Here is a 24,790-nt window from a genome sequence, read left to right on the forward strand (position 1 = left end):
ATGATTTTCCATAAAAACATAACGTTATAATGTTTTAATATGTAATAAATATATATCCTTCAAATTATTAATCATATAAAGCTAAGTACAAATGTAGTAACTTAGCTTTATATCTAGACTATATATTTAAGTTCACAACATATTTATGAATATCCGTATTATAGTAGCCAATCGAATATTCGATTATTTGTTCATTGATGTCATACGAAAAACGTGTTCTTTGAAATAATGGCTGCGGCTCAATATTTAGCAACCGAGCAATTTTTCCACTTGGAATTTCCACTCCAAATTCATCTTGAAACCGATTAAAGTATACTCCCTTTTCATACAGCACTTCATACAGGGAATTTTTAAATGTATCAGGGTCAAGCGAAAGTAAAAAACGACCAGGAATATAGTGAGTAAAATGAATGTACGGCTGGTCATTTAACGTAAAAATTCGCTCAATACAATAGCACTCTTTTTCATGAAAAACGTTAGATAAGATTGGATGGTCTGACACAACTATTTTAGAAATTGTTACGTTACCCTTTCTTAAGGTATATCCTGTCGATAATAAATATTCAGAAAATCCCTGCCCCTTTGATAGTTTTGAAATGGCTCGATTATCTAATACTTTCGTACCGATACCACTATGTTTTTCGACATAGCCTTCAAGGGCTAACTGTTCGACAGCTTTTCGTATCGTGATTTTACTAACACCGAATTCCTTTTCCAATTCGGGTTCAGGCGGGATTAACGAATTTTTAGGATAGACTCCTTTTATCATCCGTTCTTTTAATTCATTTTTCACTTGAATATAAAATGGTCCCTTTTTCCGTAACAATTTCATAAAGATCTACCTTTCCAGCGTTTCTCATCTTCGATTAACTTTTTTTCCTTTTATTGTACCAACAAACAATAGGAAAGTGTAGAAATCATTTTACATTTACCAACTTAAAGGCGCTCCAGGGCTTGATATACTCCATTAGAAAATGCTCATCAGCAACAACTTTTGCGATTTTGTTTTTCCGATTATCTTCAGGCATATCCTTTAACACAACTTGCAATTCGCCTTTATATTTTCCAAACTGATTATTGCCAATAAAAATATCTCCAGTCGTTTGCGGCACTGATTGTTTTTCCTCAACAGAATGATCAGCGTATTTTTTTCGTACGTCTACTGAACGAATCATATATTCTGTAATATCACCGCGGCGTATATGTGTTTCGTTTAAAGCTATATTAGCTTCTAATTCGCTTGCCTCAGGCTCTAATTCAATTTCTAGTTCTAAAATATCCCGATTAAGCTCCCCCAGTATACGAAGCTCATCCTCACTTGCATAAGCATTGCCAATGATGATGTCATCAATAAGCCCTGTTGCCCATAAATGCTTTGCTTGAATGTTTATTGGCAGATTTCGATGCTGCTCTAATGTACATAACCCGTCATTAATATCCCATGGCCCTATTTGTCCTACTGAGGATGTTATAAAGGCGGCAGTTCTAATGCCATATTTTTTAAAGCGTTTCGAACATTCTATAAAGAAGTCATATGGTAAACCGGTATATTTTTGCGGATAAAAATTGTGACATCCAATGATATAATCCTTATTCCCTTGATGTGTTAAAATATTGGACAGATAATCAACATCATTACTCATATTCAACTCTAATTTTAAACCGTAAGGATTATTTGTCATTTTTGCTTCCTTTAATCCGTCAAATCCTAAATCAAGTCTGATTCCATCAGCACCTAGCTCATGGAAAAAACCTAAATCATCATAACTAATAGTTAGTTTGTCAAAGACGGCAGGAGAGACATCTAAAATAACTTCCATATGTAATGCCTTTGCAAAAGTAATAATCTCGGTAAATTCTCGCATTAATTCCTCTTTCGGCTTTGAAGCTGATAGTAAGCAAGTAAATACACGATCAAACCCATAAGCTTTTGCCATTTTCAAATATTGTTTATCCTCTTCCATCATTGATTTTTCTGGATAAATGGATACACCTAAACGCTTCATTCCTTACACCTCACGATTTGCATACTTTTCTGCTATTATTTTTTGAACATTGTTTATATACCTTTGAAAACTGACGGTGACAAATACAGCACATATTATGGTTGGTACGATTACGACTAAATAAAATTTTCCGCCTGTAAAGACAAATAGAAGCATTGATAGCAGGATTACCAGAATGGATAAGCCGATTGATTTCCAAATTGTCCACTTTGCTCCAATATTCGTTTTCAAAAATACGATATAGGAAGCAACCAATACTCCCCCTGATAAAATCATCTCCAACATGAAATCATCCCCTTACGCAGTTTTAGATTGGGATTGTTCTTTTTCTTGCTCTAAGTGCTGCTTTTCGAACATTTTAAAGAATGGAAAATAGATAGCAAGTGAGATACAGAAGTTCAAAATAACTAATACCCCTGCCATAATCGTCCAATCTGTACTTATAATTGCAGCAATTGGTGCTGGAACCGTAAACGGAAGTTTCGCCATAATCATAGGTATTAAATGAAATTGGAAAAATAAGTATGAAACAATTCCATTTACAAGTGGTGCCAAGATAAATGGAATAATCAATATCGGATTCATAACAATCGGAGCACCGAAAATAATCGGTTCATTAATGTTAAACAACCCAGGCAAGAATGAGAGTTTTCCTAATTCCTTTAAAAATGTTGCTTTTGAGAACATAAACAACACTACGAGTGCTAATGTTGATCCTGCTCCGCCAATCCAAACAAACCATTGAATGAATTGCTCTGTAAATAAAGTTGGCAGATTATAAGCATCACCAGTTGAAGCAAATACTTCCATATTCTCAAGAATACTTGCATCCCACATTGGTCTTATAATTGGTCCCATAATGGCAGGACCATGTATTCCTAGTGCCCAGAAAAAGACAACCAAGAAAATCGTTAATAATCCGCCAAACAAACTATTTCCAACTAAAAAGTCTTTTAATGGTGAGATTAGCAGCGTAATGACTGAGTTTATATCAAAATGTAATACATGTCGTACAAGCCAAAAAAGCACAATAACACAGAGTGTTGGGATTAATGCAGTAAATGAATTTGCAACCATCGGTGGGACACTATCTGGTAATTTAATCCGAATATCCCTTTTGATAAAAAAGCGAAATATCTCGACAGTTAACAAAGAAGTTACGATTGCACCAAATAATGATTGAGCACTTAAGCTGCTTATATTAAGCCAACGTCCTGCTTCAATTACGCCTGCAACAGGTTCAGTTACTTGTACTGGTACAATGGACGTAATCAGAAAAGCCAAAACTGAAAGTAAAGCAGTACTTAATTGATCAAGCTTATAATGTCCTGCTAAAGCATATGCAACGCCAAATGAAGCATATAAAGCCATTGCTCCTACAGTGAATCGAAAAGGAATATCTAGTACCGGCCTAAAGTCCGCAATAAATTCATCATAACCTGCAATTGGAAAATTCAATAAAATGACAAAAAATGAACCGATGATCGTTAACGGAAGCGTAGATAGTATTCCATTTCGGATTGCTAAAAGATGATGCTGTGAACCAATTTTTTGTGCGGTTGGCATTACTTTTGTTTCTAAAAACTGCATAACCTTATTCATAAAAATACCCCCTCTTTTTATAAATGTTTAATTAATATCAATCTCAAACTTTATAACATTATAATGTTTGAAGATAAAAAATTATTCCTTACTTAGTAGACAATACAGAATAACTAATTTTGCATGTGCTAGCTTGTTGTAATTGAATTTACTACGATTAACTTGTGGTCCAAGACGTACGACAGCTGCATCACCAATATAACCTTACACTAAAACGAATATTATCTTAGATATTTGATCCTCCCTTTGTTTCTCCGCTTCCTTTTCCATTTATGTTACTAATAAACTAGCTGCCATACCTGCAGCACAACACAATAAAATGCGCATGAATAACTCTCTCCCTTTTCAAAATGAAATCCTTTTCATAAAGACATTCTATTACAGTCCCTTGGTATAGTCAATATAACATTATAATGTTTAATTATTATTTTTTATTACTGATGCCTTCTGCTTTTTTGAAGATGGAAAAACTGGTAAATGTGAAGAATGGTTTAATACTTACATATTAGGAATTCAAAAATAATGTTGCAAGCAACTTGTAAGATTACTTAACAAAGTTTTTTTGAATGAAAGCTGGAAAATAAAAACAGAGCTGCACCAATTTTAGTTTCAGCCCTGTCTATAAAACTCTTTAATTTTGTTTAAAATTCTCCTCAATCTGCTCCAATGACAATCCTCTTGTTTCAGGTAAATATTTTCCTATAAACACAATCCCTGCGATTGCAAATACGGCGAATAGGAAACACTGACTTATCTATTCAAGAGATCACCTATGAATGTGGATTTAACAGTGTGCCTCATTTCATAAAAATTTTTAAAGAGCATACAGAGTTAACTCCAAAGAAATTTAGGAATCTGCCGTTTTAATGAAATAAGGACCAAGTAATGTTCACTTGGTCCTCCACTTATTATCCCCAAATATCCTCCAGCTCCCAATAAGTAAAATCAATTACTTCTGTCTCCCCGCTTTCACTAAACAATTCAAATCCTAATCTTTCTTCTGTTGGATAAATACGGCTTGTCATCGTTACTTCTCCATCGTTTGCGAATACCTCTATTGAGGATCTGTCGATAAATACTCTTAAGGAAAGCTGCTGGTCTGCTTTTAGTGCTGTGTGTCTCACTCCATCTTCCCCTTTTCCAGACTTAGAGCAATCTAGCACTAGCTTTTGCTGTTCCACATTAAATTCGAGCTTGGTTTCGTCTTGATTGGTGCCGCGAATTTTTAATCCTATTGCTTGGGCGGATGTTTTCGTTAAGTCAAAATCGAGCTTTAGTTCGATTAAATCCTGTGTTGCCTCAACGAGATAGCTTCCAGACAGGCTTTTATCTGTACATACTTTTTGCTGCTGTGTACGCAGTAATGACAGCTCCTCGACAGGCTTCATCAGAATTTTGTTATTTTCAGAGAGTGTTAATTCTCTTGGCAATGTTAGTGCACCACACCAGCCATCTTCTTTTGTTGGCATGCTGGATTCCCACATATCCATCCAGCCGATTGCAATGCGGCGGCCCTTGTCGTCTAAAAGGGTTTGGACTGCATAAAAATCATGGCCATTATCTAATTCCGTGAAGCTGCCTGACTTAAATGCATTTGTTTTATAATCGTAATCTCCAACCAAATAGCCTGTTTGGAAAAGATTATTATATAAGTCACCTTCTGCTTCCATGCCTTGCGGAGAAAACAGCAAAATATGTTTGCCCCCAAGCTCAAAGAAGTCTGGACATTCCCACATATATCCTAATGTTCCGTCACTTTCAGCTAATACTCCTACATATTGCCATGCCCGTAAATCCTGTGATTTATACAGAACAACCTTACCCGTATCCTCCTGTCTTGTACCAATAATCATGTACCAGGAGTCCTCGTGCTTCCATACTTTAGGATCACGGAAGTGGCCGGAGCCTTCTGCTGGATGCTTAGAGATCACTGGATTTGCTGTTTCCTTTGTGAAAGTAATTCCATCTGTGCTTGTAGCGATACATTGAGATTGGTCGAGAATATCTTGCTCTTTGTCTAAAAAAATATTGCCCGTATATATTAATGTGAGAACACCATTATCATCGACAGCACTTCCTGAGAAACAGCCATCCTTTTCATAGGATTCTGTTGGCGCTAGAGCAATCGGCAGGTGCTCCCAATGCACTAAATCCTTACTTTTAACATGCCCCCAATGCATTGGTCCCCAATTTTCATCATATGGATGGTGCTGATAGAATGCATGATATTCACCTTTATACTGGACTAAACCATTCGGGTCATTAATCCAGTTGGCTGGTGCCATAATATGAAAGCCTAGTCTGTATCGTTTATTTAATTGTTGCTTTGCATTTTGGATTGCTTGTTCTGCCTGCTGAAGTTTATTTGTTGTTAACATAAATACGCCCTCCTAATTGACTACTTGCAGTTTTTTCGGTTTATTAACAGGTGATTTTTTATTATTTAATAAGGTGAAAATGGAGATAACGGAAAAAACAAGAACTAATACTCCCATGAAAATATACGACTGTCTGAAGCCGATGCTGTCATATAATCTGCCTGCCAATGGGGACAATATGGATGCACCAACCTGTGAGGCAAACTGAAAACCGACTAAATATAAAATCGATGAAAGTCTTGTATCAAAATTCGCCGCCAAATATTTAAAGATGGCGATTAACATAATTGGCAGCTCTACTGCATGAATTAACTTCATCGAAGAAATTCCGACAGGGCCTATTACCACACCTGAGCCGATTATTCTAAATGCCATTAAGAACCCTGCTAGCAGCAAGCTTTTCTTTGCTCCAAGCTTATTCACAATGAATGGAGCCAAGAACATCATGCCCGCTTCTAGAAATACTTGAAAAGAATTCAAATAGCCAAACACTTGATTTCCAAGTGCCTCTGTCGCAAAAAGGGATGAATAATAAATCGGAAATTGCTGGTCATAAACACTATAAACGCAAGTAACACCAACTACATACAGCATAAAGAACCAAAAATCTCTTAACAGAAATAACTGACCAACATCCTTGAATGTAACTGAATCGGCTCTTTCCATTTCATGATGAGTCATTTCTACCTTTACAGAGATGATGATTGTAACTAGGATTACCGCAGAAACGGAAGCAACCCAGAAGTTGATGTTTGGGTTAATGTTGAAAAGCTGTCCAGCAAAGAATGTTGCTGCCGCCCAGCCAAGGGAGCCCCACATTCTTGATTTTCCATACTCAAATTGATATTTGCGCCCGATTTTTTCAATATATGATTCGATTGCACCAATTCCAGCCAGAAAGGCAGTACCCAAATATAATCCTCCGACTATTGCCCCTAGCAAAACATTAAATTGTAATAGCGGTCCATACACGAAGATATAAAATGGACCAACTAGCACGAGCAGCAAGCTGATGAAAAATAAAATGTTTTTCTTTAGCCCGATTTTGTCGGAAATATATCCATATATCGGCTGCATACATAGTGCGAAGATAGCGTTTACAGAAAAGATAATGCCTGTCTCTGCTCCATTCAAGTTAATTTCTTGCCCTAACCAAATCGAAAACAATGAATAACTAGAAGACCAAGTGAAAAAGAAAAAGAAAAAATAAGCACTTAATTGCCAATACAGTCGTTTTGAACCCTTCATTTCTATTTCCCCTTTTTAATGTAATAGAGAACAAATTTTAGTAACTGAAAGCACTTTCAACATCATTTTATGTCAACCGGTTTCATATGTCAACGGGTTGACATAAAAATTAAAAAAAACATTGCGTGAAGGCAATGTTTAAGCTGTCGTTCCCTTTATTAATTGGATAGGAAGCTTTGTTTCTAAAGGTAAGTCTGGAAATTTCTCTTCTATTTCCTTTATTAATATATCGATTGCTGCTTCCGCTAAGCTCTTAATCGGCTGTTTAATGGTTGTTAATTCAGGCAACAGGGTACGAAGCGTCTCTGTTCCGTCATAACCGACTACTTTTATGGATTTGTTTCGCTTTTTCGCTTCATTCCATAATGCTGCGGCAAATAAATCATTTGTCGCAAACACCCCATCTACCTCAGGATGCTCTGTAAATAGGTCATTTAATATAGGTATATAGCTATTTTGCTCAAATACCTCTGCAATTTCATAAATAATTGGTGTTTGTCCGTGTTGTTCCATTAAATCCATATAAGCTTTTCTCCGCAGTCTTGCTGGTGTTTCTAATTCACCGATACCATCAATTAACACAATACATTGACACTGATTATGTATTAATAATTCTGTTGCTGTTTTACCGCCATCGTAATTATCAGAACTGACGACAGGAATGGTTTCTGACAAGTAGCGATCAATTGCCACAACTGCTAAGCCTTGCTTATGATAGTCAAGGATTCCACGATTATGTGTGCCGACAATAATACCATCGACTTGATTTCTTAACAGCATTTCTAAATATTTTTCTTCTTTATCCACTTGATTTAAGCTGTTACAAAGCAGCACCTTATAGCCGAGTGATGCACAAATATTTTCAATATGAAAGGTCAATTCCCCGAAAAAAGGATTTGCAGTTGTGGGCAATATTAAGCCAATTAAATTGGAACGCTTATTAAATAATGTCCGCGCCACATCATTGGGAAAATAGTTCAGCTCATTCATTGCCTCTTGGACCTTATCCCTTGTTTTATCACTTATGTATCCACGGTTGTTTAAAACCCTTGAAACCGTTGTTGGCGATACACCAGCCAGTTTCGCCACATCTTCTATTTTAGGCTTCATTTTTTAGATCCTCCTAAAAACCAATTACTTATATTATAGTACAAAAGATAATAGTCTGTTTCATGCGATTGGTGTTTTTCTTATCTCCTTGTCCAAGAAAGAGGATAACTGTGCTGTAACTACTATCTGCTCTGCTTTTTTAAAAGTTTTTTCAGCATTATGAGCCTAATACAGGAACAAAGCCCAGCAGAGCAACTATTAATAATTTCCATTTTTTTCTAAAATGACACTTTTTCCTTAACATGTAGAATAACCACAAACATTGTCATATCCTGCGATTTCTCAGGAAATACAACATAAAAACCGGAAAATATTTCTCGGCTTGTCGCTCATCCATGATATACCCCGAATAACCGCATAATTAAAGCCCAATATCTTTTGAGAATTGGGCTTGCAGCTATTTATTGTTCTGTAGTTAAAGCTGAGTCTGCTTCTTCTAATGCATCTGGATAAACGGTCGTATCAAACACTTCACCTGTCGCTTCGTCTTTTATATCAATATTTATTTTCATTTTATCCATATCTTCACCGTTAAAAAGATTATACATCATTCCTGTTATGCCAATGCCGATAACAGACCAAGCATCCATGCTGTTTTCGTATGCAGCTTTGTCTACTGTCATCGTAAACTTAGAAAAGGATTTATTATGATCAATATCCTTAACTGATGGGAAGGTACCATCTGTTTTTATTTCTTCAAGAGAATCTTCCGCGTTCTTTTTTAAGTCCTTCATCATTTGTTTATGCTCTGATTTAGACATTTTATACGTTAAAGACCCATCTTCATTTTTTGTTACCTCAATACCTTCTGCTTCCGCTTCTTTAATCGTACTTTCAATATCCTGACCTTCAACAAAGGATGCTGGCATCGTAATTTCTACATTTAGCAGGCCTTTATCCACTGCAAACTCCTCAGACTCCTCTGTTTCCTTCTCGTCATTAGACGTCTTGCTTGCCTCTTTTTCCGCACCACATGCAGCAAGAGCCAAAATAGCCATTGCTAAAAGTAGTGAATAACTCCATTTCTTCATAAGTAAGAATCTCCCCGCTGTACTATATTTTGTATTTTTACGTACGATAGTACAATACCACTTATTAGGATATTATTCTAGTAATGTACAAATTTAGGAAGCTTTCCTTTACTGAAGATATATAACTTTATCAAAAGATGAAAGAAATACTTCTGTACCATCTTTTTCGTAAGTAGTCGATGCTCCTTCTCTTTTCTTCTCCTGCCAACCCCATATACGAATTACAAGCCAATAATAGGGAGTAATACTATCAGTTTCAGAAGCAGCCCACCACTTATATTCTTCATACCTATTTTCTTGATCTGCTTTAACAAGGTTTGCTGCTAACGGAACTGGAAATCCTGCGAACATTTCTGACTCTTGATAGTAGAAGAAAAAGTAATAAACCGAAAAGATAAAAATGGTAGTACAGATAGTGCTTGCTATTTTTCTCTTTTTTGTTCGAAAAAATGCTGATAATCTCACGGTAATCTCTCCTATCCCCTTTTCGGTAATAGACGAAAAACCTTCCAAATAGTTACAATAATAACATTTATCCCTATTTACTTTTAAACTATATAGAATTCCTTTGTACACTATAAGAAAAAACCGGGACAACCATTAGTAGGCAACCCGGTTTTTCAGTATATTTAATTACTCTTTCCCTGCTTCAAATTCCTTACTCACCGCTTCTTCTCCCGGCTGATTTTGATAGCTCGGTTTTACTCGTTTGATGAAGAAGGCAAGTATTAATGCCAGAACTGCAATCCATGTTGAAACGATAAAGGTAAAGTTAATTCCATGCAGCATTGCTGTGTTCATAATTTGCTGCTTAAATTCTGCTGTATTTTGGGCTGTACTTGCATCCATATTTGCCATTGCTTTAGCAGCCAAATCCTCAGCTTCTGCTTTTGTTCTGTTTTGCATAACAGTAATCAACAATGCGGAGCCAATTGCACCTGACACCTGCTGTAATGTGTTGTTTATTGCTGTTCCGTGTGGGTTGTTTATCGCTGGCAGCTGATTTAAGCCGTTTGTCATTACTGGCATCATAACCATTGACATCCCAAACATACGGAAGGTATACAATAGGACAAGTGTAGAATAGGCTGTATCCAAACCAATTTTGCTAAAGAAATAGGATGTTACTACTGTAATACTTAAGCCAATTACCGCCAAAACTCTTGCACCATATTTGTCAAACAGCTTTCCTGTAATCGGAGACATAATCCCCATAACAATAGCTCCTGGAAGCATTAACAAACCAGAGTCCAATGGTGTGATTCCACGAATCGTTTGAACATAAATTGGCAGGAGGATCATTGACGAGAACATTGCTACAGAAATAACGATGGAGATAATGGATGACAGTGCAAACATTGGATATTTGTAAACCCGAAACTCAAGCATTGGCTCATCTGTACGGAATTGACGAAGAACAAAGGTAATTAAGGCAATTGCACCAATGATAATCGTCCCGTACACGTACGGACTGTCCCAGCCTTTTTCTCCGGCAGAGCTGAAGCCATAAAGCAAGCCGCCGAAGCCGATGCTTGATAAAACCAATGAGATAAAATCCAGCTTAATTTTACGCTGTGCTGTTACATCTTTTAATTTAATGACAGCAAAAATCAACGTGATAACTGCAATTGGTAGCACAATATCAAATAACATTCTCCAGCTGTAATGCTCAATCAGCCAGCCTGAAAGTGTTGGTCCAATTGCTGGAGCTGTAATCATAACAAGACCAAACATCCCCATTGCCGCTCCTCTTTTTTCCACGGGGAATGCAGTAAGCATAACGTTCATTAATAGCGGCATCATGATGGCAGAGCCTGCAGCCTGAACCATACGTGCTCCTAATAACACACTAAATGCAGGTGCTAAGCTAGCTAAAAGTGTTCCAAGAGTAAACAATAGCATCGCTGTAATGAATAGCCTTTTATCAGAAAAACGCTGAATAAAGTACGCGCTCGCTGGAATTAATATCCCGTTAATAAGCATATAGCCTGTAGAAAGCCACTGAACTGCAGTTGCATTTACATCAAATTCCTCCATGATTGCAGGGAGTGCAACATTCAGCAAGGTTTCATTCAAGATTGCGACAAAGGCTCCAATAAATAAAATTGCTATCATACCATATGGCGGTTTTTTCTGAACAGAATTAGTTTCTGTCGACATTAGATCATTCCTACTTTCCTTGTTAAATAGAATAAATGAATATGAAGTGCAAAATATTTTTATAAAAAAGCGATTCTCGTTTTGTGTAAATTATTTAAGCTTCTATAACCCCTGCCGATAATACATCCCTCAAAAATTTGCTTGGTGCACCTACGCTATATAGCTGTAAATAGTGCATAGCTCTTGTGCAGGCAGTATAAAAGAGCTTACGTAAGCTTTCATCAGCGTAAACTTGCCCTGATGCATTATAAATGATGACTGCGTCAAACTCAATGCCCTTTGACATATATGCTGGTACGACAACTACACCTTGTTCATACTCGATTGCATTGCTCTTTACCAGTATTATTTCATCAATGCTTGCAAGAGATTCATAAGCTTTAATACTTTCTTCTGCAGATTTGCAGATTATCGCAATACTATGAAAGCCACGAGCCTGCAACTCAGCAACTTTTGCTTTGATGGAGGTGTGCAACTCAAATGCATCTGTTACCTGCTCCAGCTTTGGACGATTACCGTCACGTTCAAACGGAATAATATTAGCTCCATTCGGAATAAGTCGGCGAGTAAATTCAATGATTGGTTTAGTAGAGCGATAGCTTTTCGCCAAATTGATGAGCTCTGTTTCATCTGGTCCATAAAGGCTTGAAAGTGTATGGAAATCGACCTTATCGCTTGCATGTGCGAAGATCGCCTGATTAAAGTCTCCTAGCACTGTCATTTTTGCCGACGGAAACAATCTTCGCAAAAACTCAAACTGAAATGGTGAATAATCCTGTGCCTCATCAACAACAATATGTTTAATGGCGCTGTTTGACTGAAAGCCTTGTATTAATTCCTGTAAAAGTAAAAAAGGTGTAGCATCCTCATAAAAAAGCTTATCTTCAGCAAGCATTTCTATCGTTGTTTGACAAATGGCCGCCAATTCCACTGGAGTTTCCCCTTTACTCCATTGTTTAAAAGCTTGAGAATCTATAAAAATCTGCTTATAAATACCTTTAAAATCAATGAAACGGAAGTCTTTTATTTGCTTTCGGAACGGCTTGAATTTCCGCTGAATAATAAGGCTGGCTAGAGCTGCAGGCTCCACTTCGTAGTCGGCAATTTCTTCTCTTTTATAGCCGCGTTTTTTTGCTAAGTATATACGTGCCTTATGGTAATCAGCATCGCTAAGCAGCTCTATTTCCTCCTGCACCCACGGCTGTTTCCGCTCACCCTTTTGTGTCGCGGTTATTTTTTCCAGCAGCCAGTCTTGCAGCTTTTCCAGTCGATTATGAAAGCGAAGTTCTGTATCGTGTTCATAAAACCTTTCTGAAATTGCTTGTGCCGTTACAATTGGTTTCCCTCTGAAGATAATGTCCTTAAATAGCATTCCCGATAATTCTAGCGACAGCCTATATGCTTGAATCGCTTCAAAAAAAGCGGTCGATGCTTTATACCGGATACTTGCAAGCCTTACGTTGTATGAAGGACTTTTTTCTGCAGTCAGTATATATTCCAATTGCTCATATGGGTTTTCAACATGGAACTTTTTACTCAGATGATGATTTAAATATTCCTGAAATGTAACCTGCTGCATATTTTCCTCACCAAGCTCTGGGAGCACATTGGAAACATAACTGCTGAACATCGAATTAGGTGAAAACAGAATGATTTGATCCGCATTCAGACTATCTCTATATTTGTAAAGCAGATACGCAATTCGCTGAAGAGCTGCAGATGTCTTGCCACTGCCTGCTGCACCGTGCACGATAAGCAGTTTCTTATGATCAAACCGAATAATCTGGTTTTGCTCCTGTTGAATTGTCGCTACGATATTATGCATCTGTTTGCCTGTACCTTCACCGAGCACCTGCTGTAATATTTCGTCCCCAATAGTCAGACTTGTATCGAACATAGATTGAAGTTCGCCGCCACGGCAAAGGTATTGCCACTTTTTCTCAAGGGAGCCGTAAACTGTTCCCCCAGGTGTTTGGTACTGAACAGCTCCAGGCTGATAATCGTAGTAGACACTAGAAATTGGAGCTCTCCAATCGTAAATCAGGAAATCTTCGCCACTAGAATCACTAAGTGAGGCGATCCCTATATAAATATGTTCCTCAGCTAATTCCCCTTCCTCCATGAAATCGATTCGGCCAAAATAAGGAACCTCCTGCATTCTCCGTAATGTGGATAAACGCTTTGCAGCATGATTATGAATGCTTTGACTTACTGACAAAACTTGAGCCTCTTGCCGCAGGTTAATTATCGTTTCAAGATAGTCATCAAAGGTTTCTGTATTCACCTTCACCTCATCCCAAAAATGCCTGCGGATATGAACAACTTCATTTTTGCTTTTTACAGACTCATCCTCCATTTTTTTCATTTCTTCCGTAATTACCTGTGTCACACTTGCTACCCGTTTTTGTTCCTGCTGAAATTCGGAATTCATAGCAACACTCCTCAGAAAAATAATTTTTAATAAAAGGTTGACTAATGTCTCGTTCACATCGTATAATTAAAGTAGAAAATAGGATAATTATACGTAAAACCGACTATAAAAAGTGAGCCTTTATAAGATTATCACAGGATTAGACCAATTACAATGGGTTTATCTTGGTTTTTGGCTGTCTTTTTTTATTTACACCTCATTTTTCTTTCCGCTTATTACTACTTACCGTTCTAAACTCCATACTATTTTTTACTCCCAAACCTTTTTTTGAAATTCTTAAAAACATATTTACTTGTGCTAAACTTCAACTATTAGGAAGCAAAAAACGCATAGAATTTTTCTGTGCGTTTTTTTACGTAAACTCCTTTCCCCTTCCTTCCTATTTTGCACTTGTTTGCTACTTCTTTTTAATAAAATAACCGCTAAATCATTAAAAATAGTAGGAATCTGGCCATAATAATGCAAAAATACTAGTGACTTTTATCATTTTTACTGGTTTAATCACTATGACTAATTAATGACAAATATAATAAGAGAATTAGAAAATACATAGCAAGAATCATTAATAGGAGGAAAAATAGATGAAACGTATTTCTATATTAATTGCAGATGATGAAAATGAGATTGCCGATTTGGTAGCTATTCATTTAGAAAAGGAAGGTTATCATGTTCATAAAGTTTATGATGGACAAGAAGCTCTGCGTGTAATCCAAACACTGTCAATCGATTTGCTTATCTTGGATATAATGATGCCGAAAATGGATGGCCATGAGCTAACTACCCATATTCGCAAACATTATAATATGCCTATCATTTTTTTAAGTGCAAAAGCTTCTGATTTCGATAAAGTGCACGGACTAGCGATTGGAGCGGATGATTATATAACAAAGCCGTTTACCCCGATTGAATTGGTTGCTCGTGTAAATGCTCATTTGCGACGGTTTTTAAAGCTCAATCAACAGCAGCAAGAAACACAGACGACACTGGAATTTGGCGGCCTTATTATTACACCAGATCAGCGTTCCGTGACATTATACGGGGAAAATATTATTTTAACTCCGAAAGAGTTTGATATTCTGTATTTACTGGCAAGCCATCCAAAGAAGGTCTATAGTATCGAAAATATATTTCAGCAAGTTTGGGGTGAAGCGTATTTCGAAGGTGGGAATACCGTAATGGTACATATACGTACTTTACGGAAAAAAATCCAAGATGATTCACAAAAAAATAAGTGGATTAAAACTGTTTGGGGTGTTGGGTATGCATTCCATGTTTAAAGTGTTTCGTAGCTTCCGCTCAAGAATGGTGCTGTTATTTAGTTTAAGTATGCTTTTTTCAGGAATTATTACCTATTTAATCTATAAAGTTCTCCAACTTTTTTATCACAATTTTGCTGAATACGGTGACGGACTAAGTTTATTCCGGCAAATGATTAATAATATTGGTGATATCAAGGTTTTTTTCCTGATTTTCGCCCCCCTGTCTTTTTTGTTTTTTTATTTACTAACAAATCGTTATTCTTTTTATTTCCAAGAGATTTCCACTGGCATTAATCATCTTGCACAGGGGGATTTCACTTATAGAGTTCATATAAACTCAAACGATGAGTTTCAAGATATAGCCAAGGACATAAATCAGGCAAATGAACATTTAAAAGAGGCTGTTGAAAGAGGAGATTTCTCGGAAAGCAGCAAAAACCAGCTCGTTATCAATTTGGCACATGATTTACGGACACCACTCACCTCTGTTTTAGGATATATTGATTTATTACTAAAAGATGAAAACTTAACTCAAGACCAGATTAACCATTATTTAATGATTGCCTATAAAAAGTCTCAGCGTTTAGAACGGCTTATAGATGAATTATTTGAGATAACGAGAATGAATTATGGCAAACTGCCAGTCAATAAAAAGAAAATTGATTTATCAGACCTGCTATATCAATTAAAGGAAGAATTATTCCCAGTCTTTGAAAAGAATAATTTAATCATTCGAACAGAACTTCCTACCCACTTACCTATAATAGGAGACGGTGAATTAATAGCACGTGTATTTGAAAATCTTCTCACGAATGCAAATCGCTATGGATATGATGGTCAGTATGTAGATATAAATGGGTTCCTCGATAACGATGATGTCGTTATCCAAATCATTAATTATGGAGATTCCATCCCGCAGGAGGAATTACCCTATCTCTTTGATATGTTTTATAAGGGCGATAAAGCTAGAATTCACAAAGAAGGCAGTACTGGCTTGGGCTTATTCATTGCGAAAAACATTGTCGATCAGCATGATGGAATCATTACTGTGGACAGCAGTTTAATTCGGACAATATTTGAAGTTCGTTTACCGCAAAATATTTAATAGTGAAAGAAGTTTGTCTGTTAATCATTATGTAATCAAGTATATTTGAAAGAAATGGATACGTAGGTTCAATGGAGTTTCTCCCTGTATTGACAATTATATTTAATTTGGTTTCAGATTTTTGACATAAGAAACAGTTAAATCCAGCAAAGCTTTGTATTTTTATCAACCTTGTTACTAAAAGAGGCTGGGACATAAGTATGTGAATCAGCGTAAAAACCGAACTACTAATCAACTACTGATTAGATAGTTCGGTTTTTTGTTTTTGGTTTTAATACAATAATTAGAAATCATAGTGGAATGGAGCGAAGACGAGGAGGCTCAGCTTCATCCCCGCGGAAAGCGAGTTGGTGCAGCGCAGTGAAACGAACTAACATTAACTCAACATTCTATTTAGTCACAACCTTCATTTTTCAAATTTAGTTGTAATTCTATTATTCGTGTTTAGAAAGCTTATCTTTTGTTTTGTCCCAGCCTCTTCAAATCATTCTTCATTATTTTGATTTATACCTATAAAAGAATTAAACCAATTGTCAATAGAATTGATTTTTTCAGCACTTAGAAAAATTGGAGTAATTAAGTAAAAACTACTGATAAATAACATCGGCACTAAGATTAAGGAATCGGTAAAATCTATATTTCCATCAACACTAAAAAGTGACCAAAACATTGTTAGAAACATTACCAAAATCAAAAATCCATCTCTAAAGTATCCTTTTTTCATTATCTTGCCTCCATAAATTAAACACTTTCCTTTTAATGATATCATAAAATGGGTAAACATGTTAAAAAATCCCTTTTCTTCATTATCAATCTTAACTTTTAACATAGCGAAAGTTTTCAAAAAAATAATTTACTTTAACATTTAAGAAAAATTTAAGATTTACCCCACTCTTTTATTAATCACTTTCTCTTATTCTTTAAGCAAGTAAGATTAAGGAGGAAGCTTTAAGTGAAGAAGTGGGGATTTTTTATTATTATTGCGATATTATTAAGCGCTTTTACTAAACTACCAAATTTGTTGGAAAAGGATCAAATAAAGGAATACTCTATCGTAAAAAATGGAAATGTAGATCTGTTTCCTTCTGAAAAGCAAAAAAATTTCAAGCTGACTTCTAAACACATTTATAACGGAGACCTTCTATTGGTTAACAATATGCTTCCTATTCAAGAAAATAGTATAAAATCTGATATCGTAAATTTAGCTGAGCATCCTAAATTAACAAAGCAGTATGCATTACTTAATAATGACATAACATTATCAAAGGAAATCGGCCTTAAGTTTTCTAATATGATTGCCGCAGCAAAAAAAGATGGAGTTAATCACTTTATGATTAGCAGCGGATTCCGAGATTTTGCTGAGCAAGCTAGTCTTTACGAGACATTAGGATCAGACTATGCACTCCCAGCCGGATATAGTGAACATAATTTAGGCTTATCACTTGATATTGGTTCAACAAAAAAGACTATGTATGAAGCAGAAGAAGGAAAATGGATAGAAAACAATGCTTGGAAATACGGTTTTATTTTACGATATCCAAAGGATAAATCAGCTATTACTGGGATTGAGTATGAACCATGGCATATTCGTTATGTCGGATTACCACACAGTATTATCATGCACGAAAAAAATTTTGTTTTAGAAGAATATTTGGATTACTTAAAGAAAAAGAAAACTATTACCATTACAATTGACCAAAAGGTATATACGCTTTCTTATTATCATGTCACACAAAATTTAACGATCCAAGTACCTGTGAACGGTCAATTTGAAATTTCGGGTAATAATATCGATGGTGTAATTGTAACGAGTTATTTATATAAGTGAAACAAAAAGAACAAAAAGAGCGGAAACTATGCAAATTTAGCTTTTCGCCTTTTATATACAGAAGAATTAGCATGCAGTTCACCATCTACCCCAAGTACCTTTTGCGTAACATACAAAAAATTGCCGTCCTCCGATAATACCCTGCTGGCTTCATTTAAAAGGAGATTACCTTTGTAAGCGGTTGAAATAAAATTGCCAGCGGAGGTTATTTCATACTTTACAGTGTCCACATGGGGATTATCTTCATATGGATACTTTATTCCATCCGGTATTCCTGCAAATTCCACTTGGAACCTTTTACTGTCTTTATCCTCCCAGCTAACATGAAAATGGACATTGTCTCTATCGAAATTAATTTCATAGGTTCCTGACTTTGGTGGCTCACCATTAGAATAAGAGCATTTTTCACTTATCAGTTCCCAGACTCCACAAAAGCCACTTATTATTTTTTCTATCTTTTGATTCAATAGTTTCCTGCCTCCCTCTTAAATTAAGAATATTGCATTTTTCTTAACAGTAGCATACTCTTCAAGCAGAAGCAGCTGAACTTTTTGTGAAGAAATAGAAAGGCAATAGAGGGATGAGCCATCTATTGCCTTTTCGTTTTATTTACTCTGCTCAAGATAATGATATACTGCCATTAAATCTCGTTTATTCAGCTCTCGTATCCGGTTGAAAATTGGTATATCTGCTACTTCCTCCATATTTGCAGCTTCCACCACATCCCTTACCTTGCCTGTCAGCCATGTTTGTACTTGAATTCCTTCAACCAGCTCTTTACGACCTTCGTCGTTAATGCCGCTCGCATAGCAGCTGACACAAGGAACGGATAATTTATAAACACCATCATGCAAATTGTCCTCTGAAATGACTTTTTTTCCTTTGCAGAATGGACATTGATGGCTTGTTTTTATTTTGTTGATTTGCGTTACAAGCTTTTTGTAGCCAAACGCTTCATATACATAAGTTAGTTTTTTGAATTTACCATTGTTGAAATATTTATCAATAATGGCTTCCCTTGTTTCTTCAATTTTGGCAAAATCACAGATTGTCAGCTGATTTTTGCTGCTTATTGCTTCTATATTCCTGTTAATTCGGCCCCAGAATGGCAATGCATTTTGTAGGATTACCTCATAACCAGCAAAGCTTGCTTGCTCTAACTCAAACATTTTCAACGCTACCTGTGTTTCTCTCGGAAGTAAGGAAACATCTTCTGTAAGAACCATGTCGCCGCCAACGATTGATTGAAGCTTTTCAAGCTCAGGTACTTGTCCTACTATTTCAATCACTTGATTAATAGGCAGTTGGATTATCTCTCTAATATCAATGTTATCAAAGCTCAATTTTTTCTTATGGTTTAAAATAGTCCCATTACAAATTGGGCAAGGAATCATTTCCTTTGATTGCTTCATTTGCTCTTTTATTATTGATTTGGAAATAACCATATACCGTCCAAGGATAAAGTTAAAGCCTTCCCATTTTTTCGAGGACTTTGTTGCTTTATCATAAAATGACTTTTCCCAATATCCATATAAAAATGTATGTTTTTCTGCTTCTGTCAAATCATTGTAGCTTTTACTTAAATTCTGGCCAAGTTCATTTTTTATTTCTGCAAACAGGAACTCTATTTTGGCATGCTGATAGAATTTCAACACCTCCATCACGTCCGGATGTAAAAGCCCGTCCCAAAATGGAACTGTTTTATCTTGAATAACTAATTCAAAATCAAACTTCTCCACTTCCATCCGACCTGAACAGCTTGGACAATGATTATCCTGACTGAAAAAATCAAAGCTTCTCGTATCTTTATTTGTTGGATGTGCAGCAACTAGATGATTAATCAATCCGCCCATTTCATAAAGAAAACTGTATTGACTATATAAGTGTCTTTCTAAATCAATAGCGATAACAGGTGCAATTTTATCTGATTCATATTCACCGTAAATCAACCGAGCCATGGAAGATAAGCTTTTTAAAATACCACCTTTATATGTGTTTTCCGCACTTTTAAAGTATTCAATATGGTTTTCTTTTAAGTAAGTAATCCCGTTTTTATCTTCTAAAGTGGAAGAAATATGTACAGGAGCGCGATCATGTTCAGTAGTATGCTTTGTAAAATAGTTATCATGACCGACGACATCAAGATGTCTGACAGGCTCCTGCTGCCTTTTGCCAAAATCAATAATAAAATCAGAGCTTTCTAGCATATAGGCATTATGTTCAATCATGATGATTGAAACAGATTCGTCATTTAAAATAACCCTAACGCTATCAATAAACTGGTTTAATATATTTTGAGATAATCCTTTTGATGGTTCATCGAAAATAAATAATGTATGAGGATTTCTAGTATTTGCATACAGCTCAGAAACTAAATGAACACATTGAAACTCACCAGTTGATAATGTTTGTGTTTTTCTTTCTAATGTCAAGTAACCTAGTCCAAGTTTAATAAGCAAGCTCAACCGTTTATGGGCAATATCTTCATTAGGAAGCTCCGCAATAATATCTTCTATGGAACGCTGGAAGATGTCATCAATTTCTTCACTGTATTTCGTCAGCTTCTTTTTTATATCAAGGAATGTCGCAATTGTGGACCTGCTTGTAATTGACTGGTTGCGGTCTTGTCCAACCATGACCAGCTTATCCTTTGGATATCGCTTCATAAAATCCTTTGAGATACATTCGTTTACAAGCGTCGATTTGCCACATCCAGATTCACCTGTAAAGGTAACAAGTCTGTTTTTGGGGATTTGGATTTCATCCATTTGAATGTTTCGACAGTATAAGTCGTGAAATTGATAGTAATCAGTGGGATCATCTTGTTTACGACTCCAATAAACTGGTTCAGGCCTAGGTGATTCCTTGACAATTTTCCCGCCGTATTTTCCACTGCCTGGACCGAAAAACAATTGCTCATCTGTCGTATTCAAAACTGTATCAGAGTGGTCAATAAGCCAAATTTGATTTTTATAACCGAGTTGTTTGATTTGCTCCAAAATTTGCAGCAACGTATTGTGATCAAGCCCAACGGAAATTTCATCAATAATGATCACGCTGTTACTGCTGGCTGCCATAAACTCCGCTAAGTACATTCGCGTTAATTCTCCGCCTGATAATGTGCCCATTATGCGGTTTAACGATAAATAGCCAATATTCATATTGATGATATTTTGGAGGATTTTTTGTCTTTCGTCGCTTATATTTAATTCGTCTGATAATGAAAGAATTGTTTCCATGCTTAAATCATTAATATCAGAAATGCTATGTGGCTGATTAAATAAGGACAGCGTATATTGCTCCACCTCAGGATTGTACCGTCTGCCCTCGCATTTTTTGCATGCAACGTTTTTTGTAGTTCCGCGCCCCTTACATGCAGGACACCAGCCTAATGCATTATTAAAGGAGAATACTTCTGGTGAAACATGAAAGACTTCACCTAACCGTTCCCGAATTTCCTTAAAAACACCTGTATGTGTGCCAATCGTTGAGCGTGGATTCGATGAAATCGATGATTTTCCAAGAAAAAGAACTAAAGGCATTTCCTCCATCTTGATAGCACTAAAATTCGTTTCCATTATATTAGAAAACAGGTATTGATATTCAGCCTTAGGCAATAAAGAAACGAGCCGTTTTTTTGATTCTTCCCCTATCGTTTGGCAAAATGTTGTTTTTCCAGAACCGGATAATCCGGCAATTCCTAACGATAAATCCTCAGGCAAAACGGTATTTAAGCGATTAATATTGTTGGCAATTAATTGATTTATTTTCATCGGCTTTCTATCCTCTCCATTTTCTACATACATGCAACGAATTCGCTAGTATTTCAACAGCAAGTTGCTGTTAACATCTAACATACTTGCGTTTGAAGCCAAGCTTTCCTAAATCCACTTGTTTTTGGATATTTTCAGATGCATTAAGAAAACTGCTTTTTTTGTTATCCCGTTTCATTTCTACCACACCAATTTGCTTTGCAGTCTCAACTGCTTTTTCATGAAGCGGTTTATAAGAAACGCCAACCGTGTATACAAAATTATTCATCGCTGATTTTGTTCGTTCTGGTGCCTCATGAATCGAAGATTTCACCTTATCAAGCATATTGGAAATCTTGTCTTCAGAGAATTCACTGTCCTTACGATTGCCTAAAAGCCAGCAATAACAGCTCCATCCTGCCGACATTTTCAGCTCTTCTCCGCTTTCAATCCATTTATCTGAAACCTCTTGAGCAATATCTGACTCGGACAATGTTACCGCTACCACATAATCGGACAGCATATAAAAGTATGCTTTATCAATCCAACGATCAAAATCTGCTTCCGTCATCGCTTTTGGATCGGCAATAACACCTGCAAAATACATAGCATCATAATTTCCTGTTGCGTATAGCTCTTCTGCCAATGGCTGATTTATTTTTATTTTCCTTTTAATTGGTTTCATCGCACCTGTTGCTGCCCCAAATAATGGCTCCTGTGCACCATTTGTCATGTACATTTTTTTCATTCTTTCCTTACCAAGTGCTTCTAGCTCTTCCATAACCGTTTTAAATTCCAATGCTCATACTTCCTTTCCATATGTATTTTCATTTTATATGTATCCCATACTTGTCCATTTTACCATTAATGCTAGGAAGTATACCGACACAATTTGTTAAATAAATAAGAAGAAAAAAAAGAAAGAGCATTTTCGGAAACCGCTCTGTAAATATCTTTTTTTATTAAAATTCCGCTTTATATGGTTGATTTACTTATAAAAAACATCACATGGGATATAATTCCTCTTGGAAATATGTATAATGTTATATATCAACCAAAGGAAAGAAGGAACAACGAGAAATGAAAGAGTTATTTATTCTATTGAAACAGGGAAACAAAGCGGCCTTAACGGCAGGGATTGTCAATGCCATTATTGCCACAATTAGAGGAATTGCGTTTGCCTTTACAGGAAACGTTGCAATGTTTGCAGAAACCATGCATGGAATCGGGGATGCAGCCAATCAATTCTTTGTTTATATTGGTTCAGCACTTTCTAAAAAGGCTCCAACAGAACGATTTCCTAGTGGTTTTGGAAGATTAGTCAACTTAGTATTACTAGGTGCAGTATTAATTGTTGGAATTATGAGTTATGAAACGATTAAAGAAGGCGTTCACCATATCATTCATCCAACAGAATCTGCTGGATTTGCGATTGTTGTAAGTGTATTAGCTATTGGAGTCGTTTTAGAGTCTTCTGTGCTATACAAAGCAATGAAGGAAATCATGCATGAAACAAATTCTTCGGCAAAAGGAATGCAGATCATTTTCAAAAGCTTTCAGTTAGTTGGGAAAGCAAAACCAGCCACAAAATTGGTATTCATGGAGGATTTAGTTGCTGCTGGTGGCGGTCTACTAGCTTTAGCTGCTGTTATCATTTCTAAATATACTGGTTTCCATGCATTAGAGGGAATTGCTTCCGTTATTATCGGAATTATGATGTTTTTTGTTGTTGGAAAGGTATTTCTTGACAATGCCGCAGGTGTAATTGGCGAATCAGATGATGAAATGGAAATCCAAATTGGTCAGCTTGTCATGCAGGATCCTTTAGTGAAAGATATCCAAGAATTAGTCGTTATTAAAGAGGGCGAACACTTCCATGCGGAAGTAAAAGTGGAGCTAGCTCCAACTCTTACTATCGCTGAAGCAGATAATGTCAGACTTAGGATAGAGGCTAAAATTGGACAAGTAGAAGGCATTACAGATGTTATTATCGAGTTTGTTAAAGATGACGGCATTCTTAATTGGAAACCGGAAGAAAATCCGAACATTTAATTTTAGGAGAACGATCATGCAGTGGCACGATCGTTCTTTTCTTGTTTTTTTGGGGGTAAAAAAAAACCTTCCAAATATAACGGAAGGTTTAATCGCAATTTTATTTACTTATCATTTAAGCCTTTCCCCTCAAGAATATGCGGTAAATACTTTTCTATTCTTGCCTCTCTTGTTTTCGCCTGTTTTGCTTGCGAAAAATGCAACAGATAGGCTCTTTGTCTCCCAGGTGTTAATGCTTCAAAAGCTTCTTTAAACGCAGGATTTTCAGCGAATTTTTGCTGAAGCTCTTCTGGTACGCTGTATTCTTCATTCTTTTTAAGCTCTACCTCTAAGCCAGCTTCCTCGACTGCTATTGCTTCGTGAATATAGGCTTTTATAACTGCTTCCTTTTCCACTATTTCTTGTAAATTAGTAAAGCGAATTTGACGGGCTGCTTGGACATTTTCTGTTTGTTGAACTAAAATCCCCTCTGGATCCTTTAGCAACGCACCTTTATGAAACAGCAATGCAACATATTCTTTAAAGCCATGTATTAACACAATGTTTTTGTTATTTAGCGTATAACAGGGATGCATCCACTTAAATTCTTCAGTAAGCTCGCAGTCGCGAATAATGCTTCTCAGCTTAATATATTCCTCCTGCCAGCTCTTGGCTTTATTTATAAACTCATCAACCTTCGGATTTAATGTTGTCATGACCAGATACCCCTTTATATTTTTTCGATTCTGACAGTGATTCTAATTATATAAAATGGCTGCCATTTCAAAATAAGGAAGTACTTGAAATGACAGAATTGTTTTCCGAGTAATAATAGGGCATTAATGGTGC

21 protein-coding genes are annotated in these 24,790 nt (G+C 36.2%); 5 read left to right on the top strand and 16 right to left on the bottom strand.

Features of this window, described 5'->3' with window-relative positions; all coding sequences use genetic code 11:
* Positions 1-118: 118 nt before the first annotated feature.
* The 4 genes from NQZ71_RS21290 to NQZ71_RS21305 form a co-directional block, all read right to left on the bottom strand.
* Complete coding sequence (locus NQZ71_RS21290; RefSeq protein ID WP_317012368.1) at positions 119-832, bottom strand: GntR family transcriptional regulator; 714 nt, start codon at positions 830-832, stop codon at positions 119-121.
* An 85-nt stretch (positions 833-917) separates the two neighbouring features.
* Entirely contained in the window at positions 918-2,006 is a 1,089-nt protein-coding gene (locus tag NQZ71_RS21295; RefSeq protein WP_317012369.1) for a DUF871 domain-containing protein, read from the bottom strand.
* A gap of 3 nt (positions 2,007-2,009) precedes the next feature.
* Positions 2,010-2,291, bottom strand: a complete 282-nt coding sequence (locus NQZ71_RS21300; RefSeq protein ID WP_127739707.1) for a hypothetical protein — start codon at positions 2,289-2,291, stop codon at positions 2,010-2,012.
* Positions 2,292-2,303: 12 nt separating this feature from the next.
* Complete coding sequence (locus tag NQZ71_RS21305) at positions 2,304-3,608, bottom strand: PTS sugar transporter subunit IIC (RefSeq protein WP_144454397.1); 1,305 nt, start codon at positions 3,606-3,608, stop codon at positions 2,304-2,306.
* Between the two features lie 720 nt (positions 3,609-4,328).
* Between NQZ71_RS21305 and NQZ71_RS26245 the strand changes: the two genes are divergently transcribed.
* The gene (locus tag NQZ71_RS26245; RefSeq protein ID WP_220459916.1) at positions 4,329-4,475 is read left to right on the top strand and encodes a helix-turn-helix domain-containing protein; all 147 of its coding nucleotides are present in this window, start codon (positions 4,329-4,331) and stop codon (positions 4,473-4,475) included.
* 41 nt (positions 4,476-4,516) lie between these two features.
* Here NQZ71_RS26245 and NQZ71_RS21315 read toward each other — a convergent pair whose 3' ends face one another.
* The 7 genes from NQZ71_RS21315 to helD form a co-directional block, all read right to left on the bottom strand.
* The gene (locus NQZ71_RS21315) at positions 4,517-5,986 is read right to left on the bottom strand and encodes a glycoside hydrolase family 32 protein (protein WP_317012370.1); all 1,470 of its coding nucleotides are present in this window, start codon (positions 5,984-5,986) and stop codon (positions 4,517-4,519) included.
* A 12-nt stretch (positions 5,987-5,998) separates the two neighbouring features.
* Positions 5,999-7,234 carry an MFS transporter gene (locus tag NQZ71_RS21320; protein ID WP_144454391.1) on the bottom strand — a complete coding sequence of 412 codons (1,236 nt, stop codon included), beginning with the start codon at positions 7,232-7,234 and terminating at the stop codon, positions 5,999-6,001.
* Positions 7,235-7,372: 138 nt separating this feature from the next.
* Positions 7,373-8,344 carry a LacI family DNA-binding transcriptional regulator gene (locus tag NQZ71_RS21325; protein WP_144454390.1) on the bottom strand — a complete coding sequence of 324 codons (972 nt, stop codon included), beginning with the start codon at positions 8,342-8,344 and terminating at the stop codon, positions 7,373-7,375.
* Between the two features lie 401 nt (positions 8,345-8,745).
* Positions 8,746-9,375: a hypothetical protein gene (locus tag NQZ71_RS21330; protein WP_317012371.1), complete on the bottom strand. Its 630-nt coding sequence runs from the start codon at positions 9,373-9,375 to the stop codon at positions 8,746-8,748.
* 108 nt (positions 9,376-9,483) lie between these two features.
* Entirely contained in the window at positions 9,484-9,840 is a 357-nt protein-coding gene (locus NQZ71_RS21335; protein WP_317012372.1) for a hypothetical protein, read from the bottom strand.
* Positions 9,841-10,008: 168 nt separating this feature from the next.
* Positions 10,009-11,535, bottom strand: coding sequence for a DHA2 family efflux MFS transporter permease subunit (locus NQZ71_RS21340; RefSeq protein WP_260055329.1), 1,527 nt, complete (start codon positions 11,533-11,535; stop codon positions 10,009-10,011).
* A 94-nt stretch (positions 11,536-11,629) separates the two neighbouring features.
* Complete coding sequence (gene helD, locus NQZ71_RS21345) at positions 11,630-13,966, bottom strand: RNA polymerase recycling motor HelD (protein ID WP_317012373.1); 2,337 nt, start codon at positions 13,964-13,966, stop codon at positions 11,630-11,632.
* A 581-nt stretch (positions 13,967-14,547) separates the two neighbouring features.
* On the opposite strand from helD, the gene NQZ71_RS21350 reads away from it, so the two are divergent.
* Together NQZ71_RS21350 and NQZ71_RS21355 are read left to right on the top strand one after the other, a co-directional pair.
* Positions 14,548-15,243 (top strand): response regulator transcription factor, encoded by a 696-nt coding sequence (locus tag NQZ71_RS21350; protein ID WP_317012374.1) that lies wholly within the window; start codon positions 14,548-14,550, stop codon positions 15,241-15,243.
* On the top strand, positions 15,236-16,330 hold the full coding sequence (locus NQZ71_RS21355) for a sensor histidine kinase (protein WP_317012504.1): 1,095 nt from the start codon (positions 15,236-15,238) through the stop codon (positions 16,328-16,330). The genes NQZ71_RS21350 and NQZ71_RS21355 overlap by 8 nt, the downstream gene beginning before the upstream one ends.
* 484 nt (positions 16,331-16,814) lie before the next feature.
* On the opposite strand, the gene NQZ71_RS21360 is transcribed toward NQZ71_RS21355, so the two are convergent.
* A complete protein-coding gene (locus NQZ71_RS21360; protein ID WP_275009026.1) occupies positions 16,815-17,054 on the bottom strand; it encodes a hypothetical protein in 240 nt (79 codons plus the stop codon).
* Positions 17,055-17,282: 228 nt separating this feature from the next.
* Here NQZ71_RS21360 and NQZ71_RS21365 point away from each other — a divergent pair, with 228 nt between their 5' ends.
* A complete protein-coding gene (locus tag NQZ71_RS21365) occupies positions 17,283-18,158 on the top strand; it encodes a M15 family metallopeptidase (RefSeq protein WP_317012375.1) in 876 nt (291 codons plus the stop codon).
* 26 nt (positions 18,159-18,184) lie between these two features.
* Here the strand turns inward: NQZ71_RS21365 and NQZ71_RS21370 are convergent, their stop codons facing one another.
* From NQZ71_RS21370 to NQZ71_RS21380, 3 genes are all read right to left on the bottom strand, one after another.
* Complete coding sequence (locus NQZ71_RS21370; RefSeq protein ID WP_317012377.1) at positions 18,185-18,625, bottom strand: hypothetical protein; 441 nt, start codon at positions 18,623-18,625, stop codon at positions 18,185-18,187.
* Between the two features lie 138 nt (positions 18,626-18,763).
* A complete protein-coding gene (locus NQZ71_RS21375) occupies positions 18,764-21,931 on the bottom strand; it encodes an ATP-binding cassette domain-containing protein (protein ID WP_317012379.1) in 3,168 nt (1,055 codons plus the stop codon).
* A gap of 70 nt (positions 21,932-22,001) precedes the next feature.
* On the bottom strand, positions 22,002-22,709 hold the full coding sequence (locus tag NQZ71_RS21380; protein WP_275009022.1) for a DNA alkylation repair protein: 708 nt from the start codon (positions 22,707-22,709) through the stop codon (positions 22,002-22,004).
* Positions 22,710-22,990: 281 nt separating this feature from the next.
* Here NQZ71_RS21380 and NQZ71_RS21385 point away from each other — a divergent pair, with 281 nt between their 5' ends.
* The gene (locus NQZ71_RS21385; RefSeq protein ID WP_275009020.1) at positions 22,991-23,962 is read left to right on the top strand and encodes a cation diffusion facilitator family transporter; all 972 of its coding nucleotides are present in this window, start codon (positions 22,991-22,993) and stop codon (positions 23,960-23,962) included.
* Between the two features lie 104 nt (positions 23,963-24,066).
* Here the strand turns inward: NQZ71_RS21385 and NQZ71_RS21390 are convergent, their stop codons facing one another.
* Positions 24,067-24,657, bottom strand: coding sequence for a YdeI/OmpD-associated family protein (locus NQZ71_RS21390; protein ID WP_144454382.1), 591 nt, complete (start codon positions 24,655-24,657; stop codon positions 24,067-24,069).
* Positions 24,658-24,790: the final 133 nt, after the last annotated feature.

Source organism: Niallia taxi (genome assembly GCF_032818155.1).
Classification (GTDB): domain Bacteria; phylum Bacillota; class Bacilli; order Bacillales; family Cytobacillaceae; genus Niallia; species Niallia taxi_A.

Coding starts and splice junctions, on each gene's coding strand:
- NQZ71_RS21290 (WP_317012368.1), bottom strand. CDS start 832: ATGAAATTGTTACGGAAAAAGGGACCATTTTATATTCAAGTGAAAAAT.
- NQZ71_RS21295 (WP_317012369.1), bottom strand. CDS start 2,006: ATGAAGCGTTTAGGTGTATCCATTTATCCAGAAAAATCAATGATGGAA.
- NQZ71_RS21300 (WP_127739707.1), bottom strand. CDS start 2,291: ATGTTGGAGATGATTTTATCAGGGGGAGTATTGGTTGCTTCCTATATC.
- NQZ71_RS21305 (WP_144454397.1), bottom strand. CDS start 3,608: ATGAATAAGGTTATGCAGTTTTTAGAAACAAAAGTAATGCCAACCGCA.
- NQZ71_RS21315 (WP_317012370.1), bottom strand. CDS start 5,986: ATGTTAACAACAAATAAACTTCAGCAGGCAGAACAAGCAATCCAAAAT.
- NQZ71_RS21320 (WP_144454391.1), bottom strand. CDS start 7,234: ATGAAGGGTTCAAAACGACTGTATTGGCAATTAAGTGCTTATTTTTTC.
- NQZ71_RS21325 (WP_144454390.1), bottom strand. CDS start 8,344: ATGAAGCCTAAAATAGAAGATGTGGCGAAACTGGCTGGTGTATCGCCA.
- NQZ71_RS21330 (WP_317012371.1), bottom strand. CDS start 9,375: ATGAAGAAATGGAGTTATTCACTACTTTTAGCAATGGCTATTTTGGCT.
- NQZ71_RS21340 (WP_260055329.1), bottom strand. CDS start 11,535: ATGTCGACAGAAACTAATTCTGTTCAGAAAAAACCGCCATATGGTATG.
- helD (WP_317012373.1), bottom strand. CDS start 13,966: ATGAATTCCGAATTTCAGCAGGAACAAAAACGGGTAGCAAGTGTGACA.
- NQZ71_RS21350 (WP_317012374.1), top strand. CDS start 14,548: ATGAAACGTATTTCTATATTAATTGCAGATGATGAAAATGAGATTGCC.
- NQZ71_RS21355 (WP_317012504.1), top strand. CDS start 15,236: ATGTTTAAAGTGTTTCGTAGCTTCCGCTCAAGAATGGTGCTGTTATTT.
- NQZ71_RS21360 (WP_275009026.1), bottom strand. CDS start 17,054: ATGAAAAAAGGATACTTTAGAGATGGATTTTTGATTTTGGTAATGTTT.
- NQZ71_RS21375 (WP_317012379.1), bottom strand. CDS start 21,931: ATGAAAATAAATCAATTAATTGCCAACAATATTAATCGCTTAAATACC.
- NQZ71_RS21385 (WP_275009020.1), top strand. CDS start 22,991: ATGAAAGAGTTATTTATTCTATTGAAACAGGGAAACAAAGCGGCCTTA.
- NQZ71_RS21390 (WP_144454382.1), bottom strand. CDS start 24,657: ATGACAACATTAAATCCGAAGGTTGATGAGTTTATAAATAAAGCCAAG.